Consider the following 17,388-nt stretch of genomic DNA (forward strand, 5'->3'; position numbering starts at 1 on the left):
CCGTGAGGGGCGGGGGCGTGGCCGCCGCACACACCGCCGGCGGTGTGTGCGGAGGCTCCACGATGTGTGCCGTGCCCGTGTCCTTCATCGCGACGCCCCCTCCGCCACCCGGCCCGCCTCCAGGTGCACCGTCTCGTCGGCCAGCTCGGTCCAGCCGGCGTCGTGCGCGACGATCACGCCGGTGCGCCCGCGCAGCAGCCGGGCGACCCCGGCGCGGACGGCCGCGGCGTGTTCCGGGTCGAGGTGCGCGGTCGGCTCGTCGAGCAGCACGAGCGGCGCGTCCTCGTGTTCCTGGCGCAGGAACGCCCTCGCCAGGGCCACCCGCTGGCGCTGCCCGGCCGAGAGCCGCCCGCCGCGCTCGCCGAGCCGGGTGGCGTAGCCGTCCGGCAGCGCCATGATCATCTCGTGGGCCCCGGCCAGCCGGGCGGCGCGCTCCACGGCGGCGTCGGAGGCATCCGGCGCGCCGAGCCGGATGTTGTCGGCCACCGACGTGTCGAACAGCGCGGGCCGCTGGGGCAGCCAGGCGATGCGGCGGCGCCAGTCGTCGGGGTCGAGCTCGCGCAGGTCCACCCCGTCCACGAGGATCCGGCCCGCGGTGGGCTCGGCGAACCGCAGCAGCAGCGTCAGCAGGCTCGACTTGCCCGCTCCGCTGCGCCCGGTGACGACCGTGGTGGCGCCGGGCCGCAGCGCCAGGTCGACGCCGGACAGCGCGGGGCCCGACCGGTCGGGGTAGGTCAGCGCCACGCGGTCGAACCGGATCGAGGGCGACGCGGGCACGGGCACCGGGTGACTCGGGGCCGGGGCCCGGGTGGGGCGTTCGAGCCGGGCGAAGACCTGCTCGGCCGCGGCCACCCCCTCCATGCTCGCGTGGAACCGCGCACCCACCTCGCGCAGCGGCAGGTAGGCCTCCGGGGCGAGGATCAGCACAAGCAGCGCCGTCTCCAGGTCCAGCTGCCCGTACAGCAGGCGCAGCCCGACCTCCACGGCCACCAGCGCCACGGCCAGCGTCGCGAGCAGCTCCAGCACGAACGCCGACAGGAACGCCACCCGCAGCGTCGCCATCGTCGCGGCGCGGTGCTCGTCGGTGACGCGGCGGATCAACTCGGCTGTGCTTACCCACCCCGCCGGCTCCGCCGTCTGCCGTCCCCCTTGGGCCTTGGCCCGGCGGAAGATCGCCAGCGTCGGCAGGCCCTCGACGACGTCGAGGAAGTGGCCGCCGAGCCGCTCCAGCAGCCGCCACTGCCGGCGCGTGCGGGCCTGGGTGTGCCAGCCGACGAGCGCCATGAACAGCGGGATCAGCGGCAGCGTCACGGCGATCACGGCCGCGGAGATCCAGTCGGCGCGGGCCACCACCACGAGCGCGGCGACCGGCACGAGCGCGGCCAGCACGAGCTGCGGGAGGTAGCGGGCGACGTAGTCGTCGAGTGCGTCGAGGCCGCGGGTCGCCAGGGTGACGAGCTCGCCGGCGTCGGTGCCGGTCGGGTCGCTCGCGGCCACGTGCCGGACCAGTCGGCGGCGCAGGTCGGACTTGACGGCGGCGGCGCTGCGCAACGCCGCGGTCTCGGCGCCGTACGCGAGTGCGGTCCGGGCGAGCGCGATGAGCGCGACGGCCCCGATAGCGGCGCCCACGGCCTCGCCCGCCGTCGCCCCGGCGACCACCCGGGCGACGAGCCACGCCTGCGTCAGGATCAGCGCGGTGAGCCCGGCGCCGCAGGCGACCGTGACGACCAGGTGCACGCGCACCGCGCGGGTGCTGCGGACCAGCCGCGGGTCCAGCGGCTTCACGATGCGGCCCTCATGACGCGACATGCTCGCGGGTGACGCGCTTGCGGAACACCCAGTAGCTCCACGCCTGGTACGCGATCACCAGCGGCAGGAACGCGGCGCCGATCCAGCTGAGCACGCCGAGGGTGTACGGGCCCGACGCCCCGTTCGCGATCGTCAGGTCGAACGCCGGGGACGTGAGCGAGGGGAGCACCGCCGGGAACAGCGACCCGAACAGCGTCACGGTGAACGCCGCGATCGCGACGGCGGTGGCGACGAACGCCCACCCCTCCCGGCGCCGCGCGGCGAGGACCGTGCCCGCGAGCAGCGCGGCCACGGCCACCGCGGCTGCCGCCCAGGGGCCGCCGTGCTCGGCCTCGGTCCAGAACAGGAACCCGGCGACGGCCGCGAGCGCGACCGGCCCGGCGGTGCGCGCGATCGCCCGGGCGCGGTGCCGGACGGGGCCGTCGGTCTTGAGCCCGAGGAACACCGCCCCGTGCAGGGTGAACAGGGCGAGCGTCGCGAGCCCGCCGATCAGGGCGTAGGAGTTGAGCAGGTCGGTCAGGCCCGAGGTGACCACGCCGTCGGCGCCCAGCTCCACGCCGCGCACGATGTTTCCGAACACCACGCCCCAGGCGAACGCGGGCACCGCGCTGCCGGCGAGGATCGCGACGTCCCAGCGGGCCCGCCAGCGCGGGTCGTCGACCTTGCCCCGGTACTCGAACGCCACGCCGCGGCCGATCAGCGCCAGGATGATCAGCAGGATCGGCAGGTAGAAGCCGCTGAGCGTGGCGGCGTACCAGGCGGGGAACGCGGCGAACATCGCGCCGATCGCGGTGATCAGCCAGACCTCGTTGCCGTCCCACACCGGGCCGATCGCGTTGATCATCACGCGCCGGTCGGCGTCGTCGCGGCCGAGCACGGGCAGCAGGATCCCGACGCCGAAGTCGAAGCCCTCCAGGACGAAGTAGCCGGTCCACAGGACCGCGATGGCGACGAACCAGACGGTGGGCAGGTCCACGGCGGGCTCCCTGGCTAGTAGCTGAAGGACGGGACGCGGTCGGGGTCGGCCTCGCGGTCGTAGGGCAGGACGTGGCCGGGGCCGGCCTTGACGTAGCGCCACAGCAGGCGCGCCTCGACGACGGCGAGCACCCCGTAGATCACGGTGAACGTCGTCAGCGAGAAGGCCACCTCGCCGAGGCTCACGCCGGGGGAGACGCTCGCCGCGGTGAGCAGCTCGCCCACCACCGTCCAGGGCTGGCGGCCCATCTCGGTGAGGATCCAGCCGGCGATGTTGGCTGCGAGCGCGGCGGGCAGGGCGGCGACGGCGACCCGGTACATACAGCGCTGCTCCGGCAGCCGGCCTCGGCGGGTGAGCCATAGCCCGGCGACGCTCACCGCCACCCCGGCCAGCCCGAGGCCGATCATCAGCCGGAACGCCCAGTACAGGACGGCGACGTTGGGCACGTAGTCCCCGGGCCCGAACTGCTCGGTGAACCGCTCCTGCAGCTCGACCACGCCCTCCACCTCGCCCGAGAAGGAGTCGGTGGCGAGGAAGCTGAGCAGGTAGGGGATCTGCACGTTGACGTGGTTGCGGCTGCCCTCGACGTCGCCGACGGCGAACAGCGAGAACCCGGCGGGCTGCTCGGTCTCCCACAGCGCCTCGGCCGCCGCGAGCTTCATCGGCTCGTACTCGGCCATGAGCTGGGCCTGGTGGTGGCCGGACAGCGCGACGAGCACGCCGGCCACGGCGGTCGTGACGAACCCGGCGCGCAGGGTCCGCCGGAAGAGCTCGTGCTCCTCGGCCGGACCGTCGTCCTTGCCGTCCCGGGCCCGCAGCAGCTTCACCGCGCTCACCGCCACGACGAACAGCCCGGCCACGACGAAGGACGCGCCGATGACGTGCAGGTAGGTCGACCACGCCTGGTCGTTGGTGAGCACCGCCCAGATGTCGGTGAGCCGCGCCCGGCCGGCTGTGTTGTGGACAGATGATGGCTCGTCGACGGTGAACCCGACCGGGTGCCGCATCCAGGCGTTGGCGGCGAGGATGAAGTAGGCCGAGAGATTCGAGCCGATCGCGGCCGCCCAGATCGTCGCGAGGTGCACGCGGCGCGGCAGCTTGTCCCACCCGAAGATCCACAGCCCGATGAACGTGGACTCCAGGAAGAACGCCAGCAGCGCCTCGAGCGCGAGCGGCGCGCCGAATACGTCGCCGACGAACGTGGAGTAGGTGCTCCAGTTCATCCCGAACTGGAACTCCTGGACGATGCCGGTGACCACGCCCATGGCGAAGTTGATCAGGAACAGCTTCCCGAAGAACTTCGTGGCGCGCAGGTACTCGACCTTGCCGGTGCGGTGCCACGCGGTCTGCAGCGCGGCGACGACCACCGACAGCCCGATCGTCAGCGGCACGAACAGGAAGTGGTAGATCGTCGTGATCCCGAACTGCCAGCGAGCCAGATCCAGGGCGTCCAAGCAGCGCCTCCGCTCAGCGAACTTCTACGGCCTGTAGTAGTTCTACCGTATGTAGAACATTGATGGGGGGTGGGGTGTTCCGGATCTCGCCCCCGGGGGCGCACTGCGGCGGCCCCCTCGCGCACCTCGATTCGCCGGACGCACCCAGTCGACGGGGAGCGCGCGCCCGGAAATGGCACGTGAGCCGAGAAGTGGTGCGGCCGGCCGCCGGAGGTGCCTGGCATCACGTCCGCGAGCCGGGGTGATCAGCTGCCTCCCTCACTAAACTCCCCGGCAACCTGACCCGCACGGGCAAAGCAGCCGCGGGGGCGCGGAGGAGTCTCGGCATGAACACGGCGAAGGTCGACGGCGCGGCACTCGACGACACCGCGCCTCCCGAACCGGAGGAGCTGGCACTGGCGAGCGGGTTCCCGCCCGCCACCCGGGACGCGTGGGCCGGCCTCGTCGACACGGTCCTGCGCCGGTCCCGCCGCATCGGCGAGGACGCCCCGGCCGGGGCGGGCGTCGAGGCGCTCACCAGGTCCACCCCGGACGGCATCCGCGTTGCGCCGCTCTACACCGCGCAGGACGTCCCACAGGTCGCCACCGGCGTGCCGGGGCAGGCGCCGTTCGTGCGCGGTGGCCGGGCGAGCGGCGCCGCGCCCGACGGCTGGGACGTGCGGCAGCGCCATGCCGAGCCCGACGCCGAGGCCGCACGGCGGGCGGTGCTCACCGACCTGGAGAACGGCGTCTCCTCGATCTGGCTCGCCGTGGCCGACGGTGGCACGGCGGTCGCCGACCTGCCCGCCGTGCTCGACGGCGTGCACCTGCAGATGGCGTCGGTCGTGCTCGACGCGTCCGCGGCTCCGGCGGAGGTCGAGACCGAGGCGGCCGGGGCGTTCCTCGCCCTCGCCGCCGACCGGGGGATCCCCGCGGCCGAACTGCTCGGCACGCTCGGGCTCGATCCCATCGGCCGCCGCGCGCGCACCGGCACCGGCCCGGACGTCGACGTCGTGGTGCCGCTCGCCCGGCGCGTCGCCGCGGAGTTCCCGCAGGTCCGCGCGATCGTCGTGGATGCGTTGCCGGTGCACGGCGCCGGGGCCTCCGACGCGCAGGAGCTCGGCTGGTCGCTGTCGGCGGGGCTGGAGTACCTGCGCGCGCTCATCGGTGCCGGGCTCGACGTCGCCACCGCCGCCCGGCTGCTGGAGTTCCGCTACGCCGCGACGGCCGAGCAGTTCCCGACGATCGCGAAGCTGCGCGCCGCGCGGCGGCTGTGGTCGCGGGTCACCGAGGTCTGCGGCGGCACCCGTGGACCGGGAGCACAGCCCCAGCACCAGCACGCCGTGACCTCGCCGGTCATGCTGAGCCGCCGCGACGCGTACGGGAACCTGCTGCGCGGCACGGTCACCGGGTTCGCCGCCGGGGTGGGCGGCGCCGACGCCGTCACGGTGGCGCCGTTCGACGCCGCGATCGGGGCGTCCGAGCCGTTCTCCCGCCGGATCGCGCGCAACACCCAGAGCCTGCTGGTGCAGGAGTCGCACCTGGCGCGGGTCATCGACCCGGCGGGCGGGTCCTGGTACGTCGAGTCGCTCACCGCCGAGCTGAGCGCGGCGGCGTGGGCGTTCTTCCAGGAGATCGAGGCCGCCGGCGGCGCGGTCGCGGCGCTGGACGCCGGCCTCGTCGCCGAGCGGGTCGGTGCCGTGCGGGAGCGGCGCGCACGTGCGGCCGCCACGCGGAAGGCGCCGGTCACCGGGGTGAGCGAGTTCGCCGACCTCGACGAGCCGGGCGTGCCGCGCCGCCCGCTGCCGGAGGCGCCCACGGGCGGGCTGCCGGTCTTCCGTCCCGCGGCGGCGTACGAGGCCTTCCGCGACCGGTCCGACGCGATCCTCGCCGCGACCGGGGCGCGTCCGCGTGCGTTCCTCGCCACGCTCGGTCCCCTGTCCGCGTACAGCGCGCGCGCGGGCTTCGCCCGCAACGTGCTGCAGGCGGGCGGGATCGCCGCGCCCGAGGCCGGTCCGACCGAGACGGCCGGGGAGGTCGCCGCCGCGTTCGCCGCGGCCGACACCCCCGTCGCCGTCCTGTGCGCCACCGACTCCCTGTACGCCGAGCGCGCCGGGGAGACCGCGGCCGCACTGCGCGAGGCCGGGGCGCGGCTCGTACTCCTCGCCGGGAAGGCGGAGGTCCCCGGCGTCGACGGACATCTCTTCGCCGGCTGCGACGCCCTCGCGGCGATCGGCACCGTGTACGACGCTCTGGAGGACCGGTCATGACCGACACAGGACGACTGCCGGACTTCACCCAGGTGCCGCTGCTGGGCGAGCGGACCCCGTCCCAGGAGTGGGCGGGCGGCCCGCCGACCTGGGAGTCGCCGGAGGGCATCGCGATCCCGCCGCTCTACACGGCGGCCGACCTCGCGGGGCTCGACTTCCTCGACGGCTACCCGGGGATCGCCCCGTACCTGCGCGGGCCGTACCCGACGATGTACACCTCGCAGCCCTGGACCGTGCGCCAGTACGCCGGGTTCTCCACCGCGGCGGAGTCGAACGCGTTCTACCGGCGCAACCTCGCGGCCGGGCAGAAGGGGCTGTCGATCGCGTTCGACCTCGCGACGCACCGCGGCTACGACTCCGACCACCCGCGGGTGGCGGGCGACGTCGGCATGGCGGGTGTGGCGATCGACTCGATCTACGACATGCGGCAGCTGTTCGACGGCATCCCGCTGGGCGAGATGTCGGTGTCGATGACGATGAACGGCGCCGTGCTGCCCGTGCTCGCCCTCTACATCGTGGCGGCCGAGGAACAGCGCGTGCCGCACCAGAAGCTCACGGGGACCATCCAGAACGACATCCTCAAGGAGTTCATGGTCCGCAACACCTACATCTACCCGCCGCAGCCGTCGATGCAGATCATCTCCGACATCTTCGCGTTCACCTCGCGCGAGATGCCGAAGTTCAACTCGATCTCCATCTCCGGCTACCACATCCAGGAGGCCGGGGCGACCGCCGACCTCGAGCTCGCCTACACCCTCGCCGACGGCGTGGAGTACCTGCGGGCGGGGATCGACGCCGGGCTGGAGATCGACGCGTTCGCGCCGCGGCTGTCGTTCTTCTTCGGCATCGGCATGAACTTCTTCATGGAGGTCGCGAAGCTGCGGGCCGCCCGGCTGCTGTGGGCGAAGCTGGTGAAGCAGTTCTCGCCGCGCGAGGACAAGTCGCTGTCCCTGCGCACGCACTGCCAGACGTCCGGCTGGTCGCTGACCGCGCAGGACGTCTACAACAACGTGATCCGCACCTGCGTCGAGGCGATGGCCGCGACGCAGGGCCACACCCAGAGCCTGCACACCAACGCGCTCGACGAGGCGCTCGCGCTGCCCACGGACTTCTCCGCGCGCATCGCCCGCAACACGCAGCTGCTGCTGCAGCAGGAGTCGGGCACCAGGGACGTCATCGACCCGTGGGGCGGCAGCTACTACGTCGAGCGGCTCACCTACGACCTGGCGCGGCGGGCCTGGGCCCACATCGAGGAGGTCGAGCGCGCGGGCGGGATGGCGCAGGCGATCGACGCGGGCATCCCGAAGCTGCGCGTCGAGGAGGCCGCGGCGCGCACGCAGGCCCGGATCGACTCCGGGCGCCAGCCCGTGATCGGGGTGAACACCTACGTCGTCGACTCCGACGAGCAGATCGAGGTCCTCAAGGTCGACAACGCCGGCGTGCGGCGCGAGCAGCTGGAGAAGCTGGAGCGGCTGCGCGCCGAGCGGGACGCCCGCGAGGTCGAGGACGCGCTGCAGGCACTCACCGATGCGGCGGCGCTCATCGCGGAGGGCTCACCGCGCTCGCAGGAGCAGAACCTGCTGGCGCTGTCGGTGGCCGCGGCGCGCGCGAAGGCGACGGTCGGCGAGATCTCCTCGGCGCTGGAGAAGGTGTTCTCGCGCCACTCCGGCCAGATCCGGATCATTTCCGGGGTGTACTCCTCCGAGGCCGGGTCGAGCCCGGCGATCGACCGGGCCCGCGAGCTGGTGGACGCCTTCGCCGCCGAGGAGGGCCGCCAGCCGCGGATCCTCGTGGCGAAGATGGGCCAGGACGGGCACGACCGCGGCCAGAAGGTGATCGCCACCGCGTTCGCCGACCTCGGCTTCGACGTCGACGTGGGCCCGCTGTTCTCCACGCCCGCCGAGGTGGCGCGTCAGGCCGTCGAGGCCGACGTGCACGTCGTGGGCGTGAGCTCGCTGGCCGCGGGGCACCTCACGCTGGTGCCGGAGCTGCGGGAGGAGCTCGCGACACTGGACCGCCCGGACATCATGATCGTCGTCGGGGGCGTGATCCCACCCGCCGACCACCCGGCGCTCGAGGAGGCGGGCGCGGCGGCCGTGTTCGGCCCCGGCACGGTGATCGCCGAGGCCGCGGTGGACCTGCTCGGCAAGCTGCTGGCCCAGGCCGGCTAGTGGCACGCGAGGTCGACATCCCCGCGCTCGTCAAGGGCGTGCTCGACGGGTCGCGAGGGGTGCTGGCGCGGGCGATCACGCTCGTCGAGTCGCACCGGCCCGACCACCGGGTGGCGGCGCAGCAGCTGCTGATGGAGCTGCTGCCGCACTCCGGTGGTGGGAAGCGGGTGGGGATCAGCGGGGTGCCCGGCGTCGGCAAGTCCACGTTCATCGAGGCGCTCGGCACCAGGCTCACCGGGGACGGGCACCGGGTCGCGGTGCTCGCCGTCGACCCGTCGTCCAGCCGCACCAGGGGCTCGATCCTGGGTGACAAGACCCGCATGGCGACGCTCGCGAACGACGAGAACGCCTTCGTGCGGCCCTCGCCCAGCGCGGGGACGCTCGGCGGGGTCGCCCGGGCCACCCGGGAGACCATCGTGCTGATGGAGGCCGCCGGATACGACGTCGTGCTCGTCGAGACCGTCGGCGTGGGGCAGTCCGAGGTCGCCGTGGCCGGGATGGTCGACACGTTCCTGCTGCTCACGATCGCCCGCACCGGCGACTCGCTGCAGGGGATCAAGAAGGGCATCCTCGAGCTGGCCGAGGTCGTCGCCGTGAACAAGGCCGACGGGCCGCACGAGGGCGACGCGCGCGCCGCGGCGCGGGAGCTGCGCGGCGCCCTGCGGATGATCACACCGGCGGGCGCGTCGTGGCAGCCACCGGTGCTGCCGTGCAGCGCGCAGACCGGCGCAGGCATGGCGGAGGTGTGGGCGGCGGTGGAGGAGCACCGCGCCACGCTCGACGCGGCGGGGGAGCTGGCCGCGCGCCGCGCCGACCAGCAGGTGCAGTGGATGTGGGCCACCGTCCGCGACCTGCTGATGGACCGCCTGCACGCCGACGGCGCGGTCCGCGCCGCGATCCCCGACCTGGAGCGCGAGGTCCGCGGCGGCGAGCTCACCCCGACCCTGGCGGCGCAGCAGCTGCTGTCGCACCTCGGCCTCGTCTGACGCGCCGACGCGCCGACGCGTCGCTCGCCGTGCTCGGCCGGGGCCGATCGAGTGCCAGGAAAGCCACGTTCCTGTCACTCGACGACAGCAACGTGGCTTTCCTGACATCTGACGCGCTCACCCGCCCGGCGCGGCGCGCGCTCACTCGAACAGTTGATCGTTTACGGTCCGTCGTGTGCTCGGGGTCAGTCATGCCACGTCCGGGGCGGCCCTGGGGCTCGCCGTCGCCGGGTTCCTGCCGCACCTGGTGGCCGTGCAGCCGAGCGCCGGGAGCGTGCTGACGTTCGCGGCGGTGTCCGCGGGTGCGGCGCTGTTGCCCGACCTCGACCACCCGTCGTCGGTGGCGACCCGCCGCTTCTCGGTCGCCTCGTGGGTGGCCTGCCACGCCGTGCGCCCGCTGTCCGGGTTCGTCTACGACCTGACGCGGGCCCGCCGCGACACCGGCAAGGGCACCCACCGCGGGCTGACCCACACGCTGGTCGCCGCCGTGCTGCTCGGTGCGGCCATCAGCCTCGCCTCCGCGCGATGGGGCACCCCGGTGGTGGTCGGCACGCTGTTCGTCTGCCTCGCGTTGGCGATCAAGGGCCTGGACGCGCTCGTGCCGGGTCCGCCGTCGCTGGTGATCGCCGCCGGGCTGACGTATGCGGTGGAGGAGTTCGTGCCCGGCGGCACCGCGGGCACGGCGGGCTGGCTCGGGACCGCCGTCGCCCTGGGCATGATCGTGCACTCCCTCGGGGACGCGATCACCGAGTCGGGCGCCCCGCTGCTGTGGCCGATCCGCATCCGGCACCGCCGCTGGTATCCCATCGGCAGCCCGCGGCCGCTGCGGTTCCGCACCGGTGGCTCGGTGGAGGCGTGGGTGGTGGCGCCGGCGCTCACGGTCGCCACGCTGGTGCTCTCCGTCGTGGCGGTGCCGGGGGTGTGGCCGTTCGTGCTCGACCTGCGCGCCCACGTAGAACGGCTGCTCGCCGGGGCATGATCGCGGTGACGCCCGGTCGGCCCTCGGCGCGGTGCGGACCACGATCGGTGGCGGTTGACGCAGAATGGCCGGGTGATCAGCGACGCCCCCGTGCCGTCCCGTCCGGTCATCGGGGTACTGCACCCCGGCGCGATGGGGGCCGCGCTCGGCGCGGCCCTGAAGCCCCGCGCCGGTGGGGTGATCTGGGCGGCCGCCGGGCGCAGCGTCACCACCTCCAAGCGCGCTGAGCTGGCCGACCTGATCGGCGTGCCGGACGTCGCCGAGCTCGCCCGCCGGGCCCACGTGATCATCTCGATCTGCCCGCCCCATGCTGCCCGCGACGTCGCCGAGCAGGTGGCCGCGGCGCTCGCCGACCGGCCCGACCGCCCGCTGTACGTCGATGCGAACGCGGTCAGCCCGGCCACCGTGAACGGCATCGGCGAGCTGCTCGGCGCCGACCGGGTCGTCGACGGCGCCGTCATCGGGCCCCCCGCGTGGGAGCCGGGGCGTACCACGCTGTGGTTGTCCGGGGCGGCTGCGGAGACCGTTGCCGGGCTGTTCACCGGGTCGCCGTTCACCGCGGAGGTGCTCGGCGCGGAGCTCGGCGCCTCGAGCGCGCTCAAGGCCTGCTTCGCGTTGCAGAGCAAGGCGATGCCCGCCGTGTGGCTCGCGATCGCGGCCGCGGCACAGGCCCACGGTGTGGAGGACGCGCTACGCGACCAACTGGCCCGCGAGGGCGTCGACTACGCCGCCGCAGTGGACACCGTGACGGCGCGCGCCGGCGCGAAGGCGTGGCGCTGGGCGGGGGAGATGGACGAGGCGGCCGACGCGATGGCCGCCGTCGGCGTGCCGGACGGGTTCTCCCGGGCCGCCGCGGCGATCTACCGGAGGCTGGCCGAGGACGACCCGACCGACCGGGCGAACCCGTGGGGGCTGCGCGGCGGGCGGTGAGCCGCCGGGCGAGGGCCTCAGTCGGCGGTGGAGTGGCCGGCGGGCTCGGAGTGCTCCCAGCCGCGGTTGCCGGTCTCCCAGCCGCGGTTCGTGCTGCCCCAACCCCGGTTCGACGTGGGGTCCTCGGCGGCCATCGCCGCCGATGCGCCGGCGACGAGCACGGCGCCGACGACGGAGACGAGGACCGCTGCTACGACTGACCTGCGCTGCATGCCGACAGCTTGGCGGGCCGGTGCCGGTTCGTCGCCGGATCGCGCCGGAAGCCACCCGAACGTGTCACGCAGCACCACCTGATCGCGAGAGGTGACTACGGCGAGCCGTGCGCCGCCCCCGCGTCGTGCCGGGTCGCGCAACCCACCCACCCGGCCCGGGGCTCACGCCGTCAGGGCGACCACCGCGTTGTCGGGGGTCTCCAGCCGGTGCGGGCCCGGCCGGGCCGGGAACGACCGGCGGTCGCCGAGCACCACGCGGCGCGCGCCGTCGGGGTCGACGAGGTAGGTGCCGTCGGCGTCGACCGCGACCAGTTCGTCGCCCACCCGCAGCAGCACGGGGGCGTCCCGTCCGGCGCTGATCGCGACCCGGCCCGCGGCAATCCCGGCGAGCACGTGAGCGCCGCCGTCGCCGTCGTCCCCGCACTGCACCCACGTCGTCGGCCCGCCGAGGGGTCGGCCCTGGGCGGGGGAGTGGAAGTCGCTCCCCCCGAGCGGGACGAGCGCAGGGTCCCAGGCGAGCCACCACGCGAGCGGCCCGCCCCACCGGCGGTCGAGCCACGTCCAGTGCCAGACCTCGGCGAACCGCGGCCGCCGGGTCATGGGCTGGCGCCACGCGTAGTCGCTCGCGAGCGGGTGGTTGACCGACAGCAGCCCGCCGCGGCGCTCGGTCTCGGCCAGCCAGTCGTCGGCGGGAGCGCGGAAGTCGATCCAGCCGATGTCGCCGAACGCGTTGGCGTGGCCGGTGTCGCGGGTGACCTCCTGGCCCGCCAGCAGCGCCACCCCGGCCCGCCGGGCGGCCGCGGGCAGTTCGGGGTGGTGGCTGACGGTGTTGTGGTCGGTGACCGCGAGGAAGTCGAGCCCGGCAGCGGCGGCGCGGCAGGCGAGCTCGTCGACGGTGAGGGCGCCGTCGGAGTGCACGGTGTGACTGTGCAGGTCGCCCGCGAGCCACCGCAGGCCCGGCTCGGCGGGCAGCGCCCGCTGCGGCGGCCGCGCGGGGACCGGCGGGGCGACCGGCGGCTCCGGTGGGGTCGCGGGCACGGCGTCCACGACCACCTCGTAGGGCAGCCCGTCGGCCGGGACGCGGTGCAGCCCGAGGCACACGTGCCAGGTGCCGGGCTCCAGCGGCCCGGGCAGGTAGCCGGGCGTCGCCCAGCCCGCTGCCACGGTGAACGTCTCGCGCGCGCCACCCGACCAGCCGCGGAACCCGGTCGGTCCGAAGCACCCCAGGTCGAGCACCCCGTCGGTGCGGTCGAAGTCGAGCCGGACGGTCAGCGCGTCGGTCCCCGCGGGCACCTCCACCGGCAGCAGCGGGTAGAGCTGGGCGGCCCGGTCGTCGACGGTGAACCGGCCGCGATGGACGGCGAGGGCCATGTCAGCTGCCGGTCAGCGCCGGCTCGGGCTGCGCGCTGCCCACCAGCTCGCCGTCCCCCGCGCGGTAGAGCAGCACCCGCTCGGGGGCGGCGACGGCCCACCCGCGCGTCCCGGGCTCCGGCTCCTGCCCCTCCGGCACCGTGACCTGCACGATGACGTCGTCGCCCGCGTCGAGCGACACCAGAGCCCCTACGCCCATGTTCTCCACGATCGCGACGACGCCCTCGATCCCGCCCGCCGTGGGCTCGGCGCGCAGGGTCAGATACTCCGGGCGCGCGGCGAACACGACCTTCTCCCCGTCCCGGACGTGCCCGCGGGCGGAGTCCGGCAGCGGCAGGACCGCGCCGGCCACCGTCACGGTGTCCCGGTCGACCGCCGCGTCGAGGAGGTTCATCGGGGTGGAGCCGATGAAGCCCGCCACGAACGTGCTGGTGGGCCGCTGGAAGACCTCCTTCGGCGTGCCGATCTGGCGGATCCGGCCCGCCTGCATCACGGCCATCCGGTCGGACATGGCGAGCGCCTCGGCCTGGTCGTGGGTGACGAACACCGTGGTGACGCCGAGGTCGCGCTGCAGCCGCTTGAGGAACGTGCGGGCCTCCAGCCGCAGCCGGGCGTCGAGGTTGGACAGCGGCTCGTCGAACAGGAACACCTGCGGGTGGCACGCCACGGCCCTGGCCAGCGCGGCGCGCTGCTGCTGGCCGCCCGACAGCTGTCCCGGGCGGCGCTCCAGCAGACCGCCGAGGCTCAGCCCCTCGGCGGTCTCGTCGGCCTTGGCGTGGCGCTCGGCCTTGGCGACCTTCTTGATGCGCAGCGGGTAGGCGATGTTGTCGCGCACGGTCATGTGCGGGAACAGGGCGTAGTCCTGGAACACCATCGCGACGTCGCGGTCCCCCGGAGCCAGCCGGGTCACGTCGCGGCCGCCGATGGTGATGCTGCCGCCGGTCACGGTCTCCAGGCCGGCGATCGACCGCAGGAGGGTGGTCTTCCCACAGCCCGACGGCCCGAGCAGCGCGAAGAACTCGCCGTCGGCGATCGTCAGGTCGAGGGAATCGACCGCCCGGACCCCGCCCGGGTACTCCTTGACCAGCTGGTTCAGCACGATGTCGGCCATCAGCGCTTGATCCCTCCGTGGAAGCGGAACCCGTAGCGCCGGTTGACGAAGACGTACATCGCGACGACCGGGATCGAGTACAGCAGCGAGAACGCCGAGATGAGGCCGAGGTTCGCCTGGCCGCCCTCGGTGTAGAAGGTGTAGAGCACCACGGCGGCCGGGGACTTCTCCGGGCTGCGCAGCAGGATGAACGGGGTGAGGAAGTTGCCCCACACGTTCACGAGCGTCCACACCGCGATGGTCGCGAGCCCGGGCCGCACGGTCGGCAGCACGATGTCGCGCAGGATCTGCAGCGGCCCGGCGCCGAACACCCGCGCCGACTCCTCGTACGAGCGCGGCGTGCCGTCCATGAAGTCCTTCATGATGAAGATCGCTGCGGGCAGCAACCCGCCGGACAGCACGAGCACCACGCCGAGCTGGGAGTCGATCATGTTCAGCTCGAACATCAGCAGGAAGATCGGCACCATCGCCGCCGTGCCGGTGACGATCGACGACAGCAGCAGCAGTACGTAGAGCAGCCCGTCGCGGCCCGGGATCCGCACCCGCGACAGCGCGTACGCCGCCAGCGCACCGAGCGCGGTCACCAGCACCATGCTGGCCACCGCGAGCAGCACCGAGTTGGCCAGCGACGTGAGCGCGTATGGGTTCTCCAGCAGGCCCGCGAAGTTCTCCAGCGTCCACTCCGGCAGCGACGCGGTGAGTGTCGGGGTGCGGTCGAACGGGGCGAACAGCAGCCACAGCACCGGGATCGCCATGAACGCCGTGATGAGCGCGATCAGCACGTAGAACGCGATGCGGCCGACCATCTGTCGGGGCGTCACGAGGAGCGCTCGCGCAGCAGCCGCAGGTACACCACGGCCATCACCAGGTTGATCAGCAGCATGATCAGCGAGATCGCGCTGCCCAGGCCGAGCTCCCCGTTGGAGATCGCCGTCTGGTAGACGAACACGGGCAGGATCTCGGTCTGCCCGTTCGGCCCGCCCGCGGTGATGAGATACGGGCCGAAGTCGTTGAACGTCCAGAGGCTGATCAGCAGCAGGTTGGTGAGGATGTGGCCCCGGATGTGCGGGAACACCACGTCCCGCAGCTGCTGCCACCCCGATGCCCCCGACATCCGCGCCGTCTCCAGCTGCGAGGGCGGCACCGCGTTGAGGGCGGCGCTGAACAGCAGCATCGAGAACGCCGTGCCGCGCCAGGTGTTGAAGATGATGATCGACAGCATCGGGTACTCGAGCAGCCACGCCATGCCGGGCGTGCCCAAAAGGGCGTTGAGCGTGCCGGAGTCGCGGTCCAGCAGCGCGATCCACAGGAACGCGATCACGGAGCTGGGCAGGATCCACGCCAGCATCACCAGCGACTCCACGACCGTGCGCACGGTGCGGGGCAACCCGCGCATCGTCCAGGCCAGCACGAAGCCCAGGACGGTCTGCCCGATCACGGCCGAGCCGATCACGTAGATCAGCGTCAGCCACAGGGAGTGCAGGAAGTCCGGGTCGGTGAGCGCGGTGGCGTAGTTGTCCAGCCCGACGACCTCGGGCCGGGCGGCCGCGATGCCGGTGAGCCGGTAGTTGGTGAGCCCGAGGTAGAGCGTCCACAGGGCCGGGAAGACGAGGAAGACGCCGACGAGCGCCAGCCCCGGCGCGACGAACGCCGTGGCCCGGATGCGGCCCAGGCCTGCGGCGTCCGTCGCGACGGAACGGGCGGGGGGAACCTCAGCCGGAGGTGATGTCGTCAGCGCCACCGAGCGCACCTTCCAACGCCGTGCGGTACTGCTGCGCCGCCTGCTCCGGTGCGGTGCCCGAGACGACTGCGGCCGTCGCCTCCTGCAGCGCCTGCGACACCTGCGGGTACACCGCGAGGCCCGGCCGGTAGGCGGTGATCGGCAGGACCTCCTCGGCGACGAAGCTCAGCATCGGGTCGCCGCTCAGCACCTGGGCGTTGACGTCGTCGCGCTGCGTGATCCGGGCGTTGTCGCCGAGCAGGGCGGTCGTGGCCTCGGCCGAGTTCATGAGCTCCAGCAGCCGCCAGGCCTGCTGCGGGTACTCCGTGCCCGGGTTGATCGCCCGCATGCCGCCACCGGACATGCTCACGAAGTCCTGGCCGTCCAGGCCGGCGCCGGGCTGCTGCGCGGGGATCTTGGCGTAGCCCACGACCTCGTCGCGGTTCGGCATCGGCGCGATCCCGGCCGTCGGCTCGACGACCGATCGCCAGAAGTAGTCGCTCTCCAGCAGGATCCCGATCCGGCCCGCGGCGAACTCCTGGAAGGACTTGTCGCGGCCCTGCGCCTCCTGCTGCAGCAGCGGGTCGCCCAGGCCCGTGCTGTAGATCTGCTGGTAGAGCCCGAGCACGTCGCGCAGGGCGGGGGTGTCGCCCAGCCACTTCCCGTCGGCGTAGAGCGGCGAGCCGGTACCGGCCAGCAGCGGCAGCACGCCCTGCATCGTCGTCGCCTCGCCCATCGCGGTGCCCGCGTTGAGCTGGATCGGGGTGACGTCGGGCAGCTGCCCGAGCGCCGTGGCGGCGTCGAGGATCTCCTGCCAGCTGGTGGGCTGCCAGTCGGTGGGCAGGCCGGCGCGGGCGAACAGCTCCTTGTTGTAGAACAGCACCCGCCCGTCGGTGCCGGTCGGCACCCCGTAGCGGGTGTCCTCGAACGAGGCGAGCTGCTCGACGGCGTCGGGGATCTGCTCCCAGCCGTCCCACGACGTGGCGGCCTCGCCCACGAGCTCCTCGAGCGGCTGGATGTAGCCGGCCTGGGCGAACTCGCCGACCCAGATGCCGTCGAGGGAGACGACGTCGGCGCCGCCGCCGGTGCGCATGTCGAGGGCGAGCTTCGTCTTGAACTGCTCGTCGTCGACGCCGGAGGGCTCGAACGTGACGGTGGCCTGCACCCCCTCGTCGGCCATTCGTTTCGTGAACTCCGGGATCACGTAGTTGACGATCCAGTCGGCCTCGGTGGCGTTCTTGCCGCCCTGCGCCGCATTGGCCGCGATCGTCAGGGTGACGGTCTCGGCGTCAGCGTTGCGCTGCGGATCGCCGCCGCCACCCGCGGAACCGCCGTCGGCGCAGCCGGTGAGCGCGAGCGCGGAGACGGCGCCGAGCGCGAGGATGGATCGTGCTGTTCTGCTGGGTGACATCACAGGTCC

The 17,388-nt window shown here is 73.6% G+C and carries 14 protein-coding genes; 5 read left to right on the forward strand and 9 right to left on the reverse strand.

Annotated elements, in window-relative coordinates; translation table 11 throughout:
* Positions 1 to 84: 84 nt before the first annotated feature.
* Genes cydD through KME75_RS09780 form a run of 3 tightly spaced genes read right to left on the reverse strand, consistent with a single transcriptional unit; the run spans position 85 to position 4,239 of the window.
* On the reverse strand, positions 85 to 1,785 hold the full coding sequence (gene cydD, locus KME75_RS09770) for a thiol reductant ABC exporter subunit CydD (RefSeq protein ID WP_219414263.1): 1,701 nt from the start codon (positions 1,783 to 1,785) through the stop codon (positions 85 to 87).
* Positions 1,786 to 1,795: 10 nt separating this feature from the next.
* Positions 1,796 to 2,785 carry a cytochrome d ubiquinol oxidase subunit II gene (cydB, locus tag KME75_RS09775; protein WP_219414264.1) on the reverse strand — a complete coding sequence of 330 codons (990 nt, stop codon included), beginning with the start codon at positions 2,783 to 2,785 and terminating at the stop codon, positions 1,796 to 1,798.
* Between the two features lie 14 nt (positions 2,786 to 2,799).
* Positions 2,800 to 4,239 (reverse strand): cytochrome ubiquinol oxidase subunit I, encoded by a 1,440-nt coding sequence (locus KME75_RS09780; protein ID WP_219414265.1) that lies wholly within the window; start codon positions 4,237 to 4,239, stop codon positions 2,800 to 2,802.
* A gap of 326 nt (positions 4,240 to 4,565) precedes the next feature.
* On the opposite strand from KME75_RS09780, the gene KME75_RS09785 reads away from it, so the two are divergent.
* The 5 genes from KME75_RS09785 to KME75_RS09805 all read left to right on the forward strand — a co-directional run bounded on the left by KME75_RS09785 (position 4,566) and on the right by KME75_RS09805 (position 11,554).
* Positions 4,566 to 6,488 carry a methylmalonyl-CoA mutase family protein gene (locus KME75_RS09785; protein WP_219414266.1) on the forward strand — a complete coding sequence of 641 codons (1,923 nt, stop codon included), beginning with the start codon at positions 4,566 to 4,568 and terminating at the stop codon, positions 6,486 to 6,488.
* On the forward strand, positions 6,485 to 8,659 hold the full coding sequence (gene scpA, locus KME75_RS09790; RefSeq protein WP_219414267.1) for a methylmalonyl-CoA mutase: 2,175 nt from the start codon (positions 6,485 to 6,487) through the stop codon (positions 8,657 to 8,659). Before KME75_RS09785 ends, scpA begins: the two co-directional genes overlap by 4 nt.
* A complete protein-coding gene (gene meaB, locus KME75_RS09795; protein WP_219414268.1) occupies positions 8,659 to 9,645 on the forward strand; it encodes a methylmalonyl Co-A mutase-associated GTPase MeaB in 987 nt (328 codons plus the stop codon). The genes scpA and meaB overlap by 1 nt, the downstream gene beginning before the upstream one ends.
* 175 nt (positions 9,646 to 9,820) lie before the next feature.
* Complete coding sequence (locus KME75_RS09800; RefSeq protein ID WP_219414269.1) at positions 9,821 to 10,624, forward strand: metal-dependent hydrolase; 804 nt, start codon at positions 9,821 to 9,823, stop codon at positions 10,622 to 10,624.
* A gap of 72 nt (positions 10,625 to 10,696) precedes the next feature.
* Entirely contained in the window at positions 10,697 to 11,554 is an 858-nt protein-coding gene (locus KME75_RS09805; protein ID WP_308282670.1) for a DUF1932 domain-containing protein, read from the forward strand.
* A 17-nt stretch (positions 11,555 to 11,571) separates the two neighbouring features.
* On the opposite strand, the gene KME75_RS09810 is transcribed toward KME75_RS09805, so the two are convergent.
* The 6 genes from KME75_RS09810 to KME75_RS09835 form a co-directional block, all read right to left on the reverse strand.
* The gene (locus KME75_RS09810) at positions 11,572 to 11,766 is read right to left on the reverse strand and encodes a hypothetical protein (RefSeq protein ID WP_219414270.1); all 195 of its coding nucleotides are present in this window, start codon (positions 11,764 to 11,766) and stop codon (positions 11,572 to 11,574) included.
* Positions 11,767 to 11,928: 162 nt separating this feature from the next.
* Entirely contained in the window at positions 11,929 to 13,137 is a 1,209-nt protein-coding gene (locus KME75_RS09815; RefSeq protein WP_219414271.1) for a CehA/McbA family metallohydrolase, read from the reverse strand.
* Between the two features lies 1 nt (position 13,138).
* A complete protein-coding gene (locus KME75_RS09820; RefSeq protein ID WP_219414272.1) occupies positions 13,139 to 14,248 on the reverse strand; it encodes an ABC transporter ATP-binding protein in 1,110 nt (369 codons plus the stop codon).
* The gene (locus KME75_RS09825; protein ID WP_219414273.1) at positions 14,248 to 15,069 is read right to left on the reverse strand and encodes a carbohydrate ABC transporter permease; all 822 of its coding nucleotides are present in this window, start codon (positions 15,067 to 15,069) and stop codon (positions 14,248 to 14,250) included. The genes KME75_RS09820 and KME75_RS09825 overlap by 1 nt, the downstream gene beginning before the upstream one ends.
* Complete coding sequence (locus tag KME75_RS09830; RefSeq protein WP_219414274.1) at positions 15,066 to 15,989, reverse strand: carbohydrate ABC transporter permease; 924 nt, start codon at positions 15,987 to 15,989, stop codon at positions 15,066 to 15,068. The genes KME75_RS09825 and KME75_RS09830 overlap by 4 nt, the downstream gene beginning before the upstream one ends.
* On the reverse strand, positions 15,961 to 17,379 hold the full coding sequence (locus KME75_RS09835) for an extracellular solute-binding protein (protein ID WP_219414275.1): 1,419 nt from the start codon (positions 17,377 to 17,379) through the stop codon (positions 15,961 to 15,963). Before KME75_RS09835 ends, KME75_RS09830 begins: the two co-directional genes overlap by 29 nt.
* Between the last annotated feature and the right edge of the window lie 9 nt (positions 17,380 to 17,388).

Origin of the sequence: Pseudonocardia nigra, assembly GCF_019396355.1 — a bacterium.
Classification (GTDB): domain Bacteria; phylum Actinomycetota; class Actinomycetes; order Mycobacteriales; family Pseudonocardiaceae; genus Pseudonocardia; species Pseudonocardia nigra.

Coding starts and splice junctions, on each gene's coding strand:
- KME75_RS09820 (WP_219414272.1), bottom strand. CDS start 14,248: ATGGCCGACATCGTGCTGAACCAGCTGGTCAAGGAGTACCCGGGCGGG.
- scpA (WP_219414267.1), top strand. CDS start 6,485: ATGACCGACACAGGACGACTGCCGGACTTCACCCAGGTGCCGCTGCTG.
- KME75_RS09810 (WP_219414270.1), bottom strand. CDS start 11,766: ATGCAGCGCAGGTCAGTCGTAGCAGCGGTCCTCGTCTCCGTCGTCGGC.
- KME75_RS09785 (WP_219414266.1), top strand. CDS start 4,566: ATGAACACGGCGAAGGTCGACGGCGCGGCACTCGACGACACCGCGCCT.
- KME75_RS09815 (WP_219414271.1), bottom strand. CDS start 13,137: ATGGCCCTCGCCGTCCATCGCGGCCGGTTCACCGTCGACGACCGGGCC.
- KME75_RS09835 (WP_219414275.1), bottom strand. CDS start 17,379: ATGTCACCCAGCAGAACAGCACGATCCATCCTCGCGCTCGGCGCCGTC.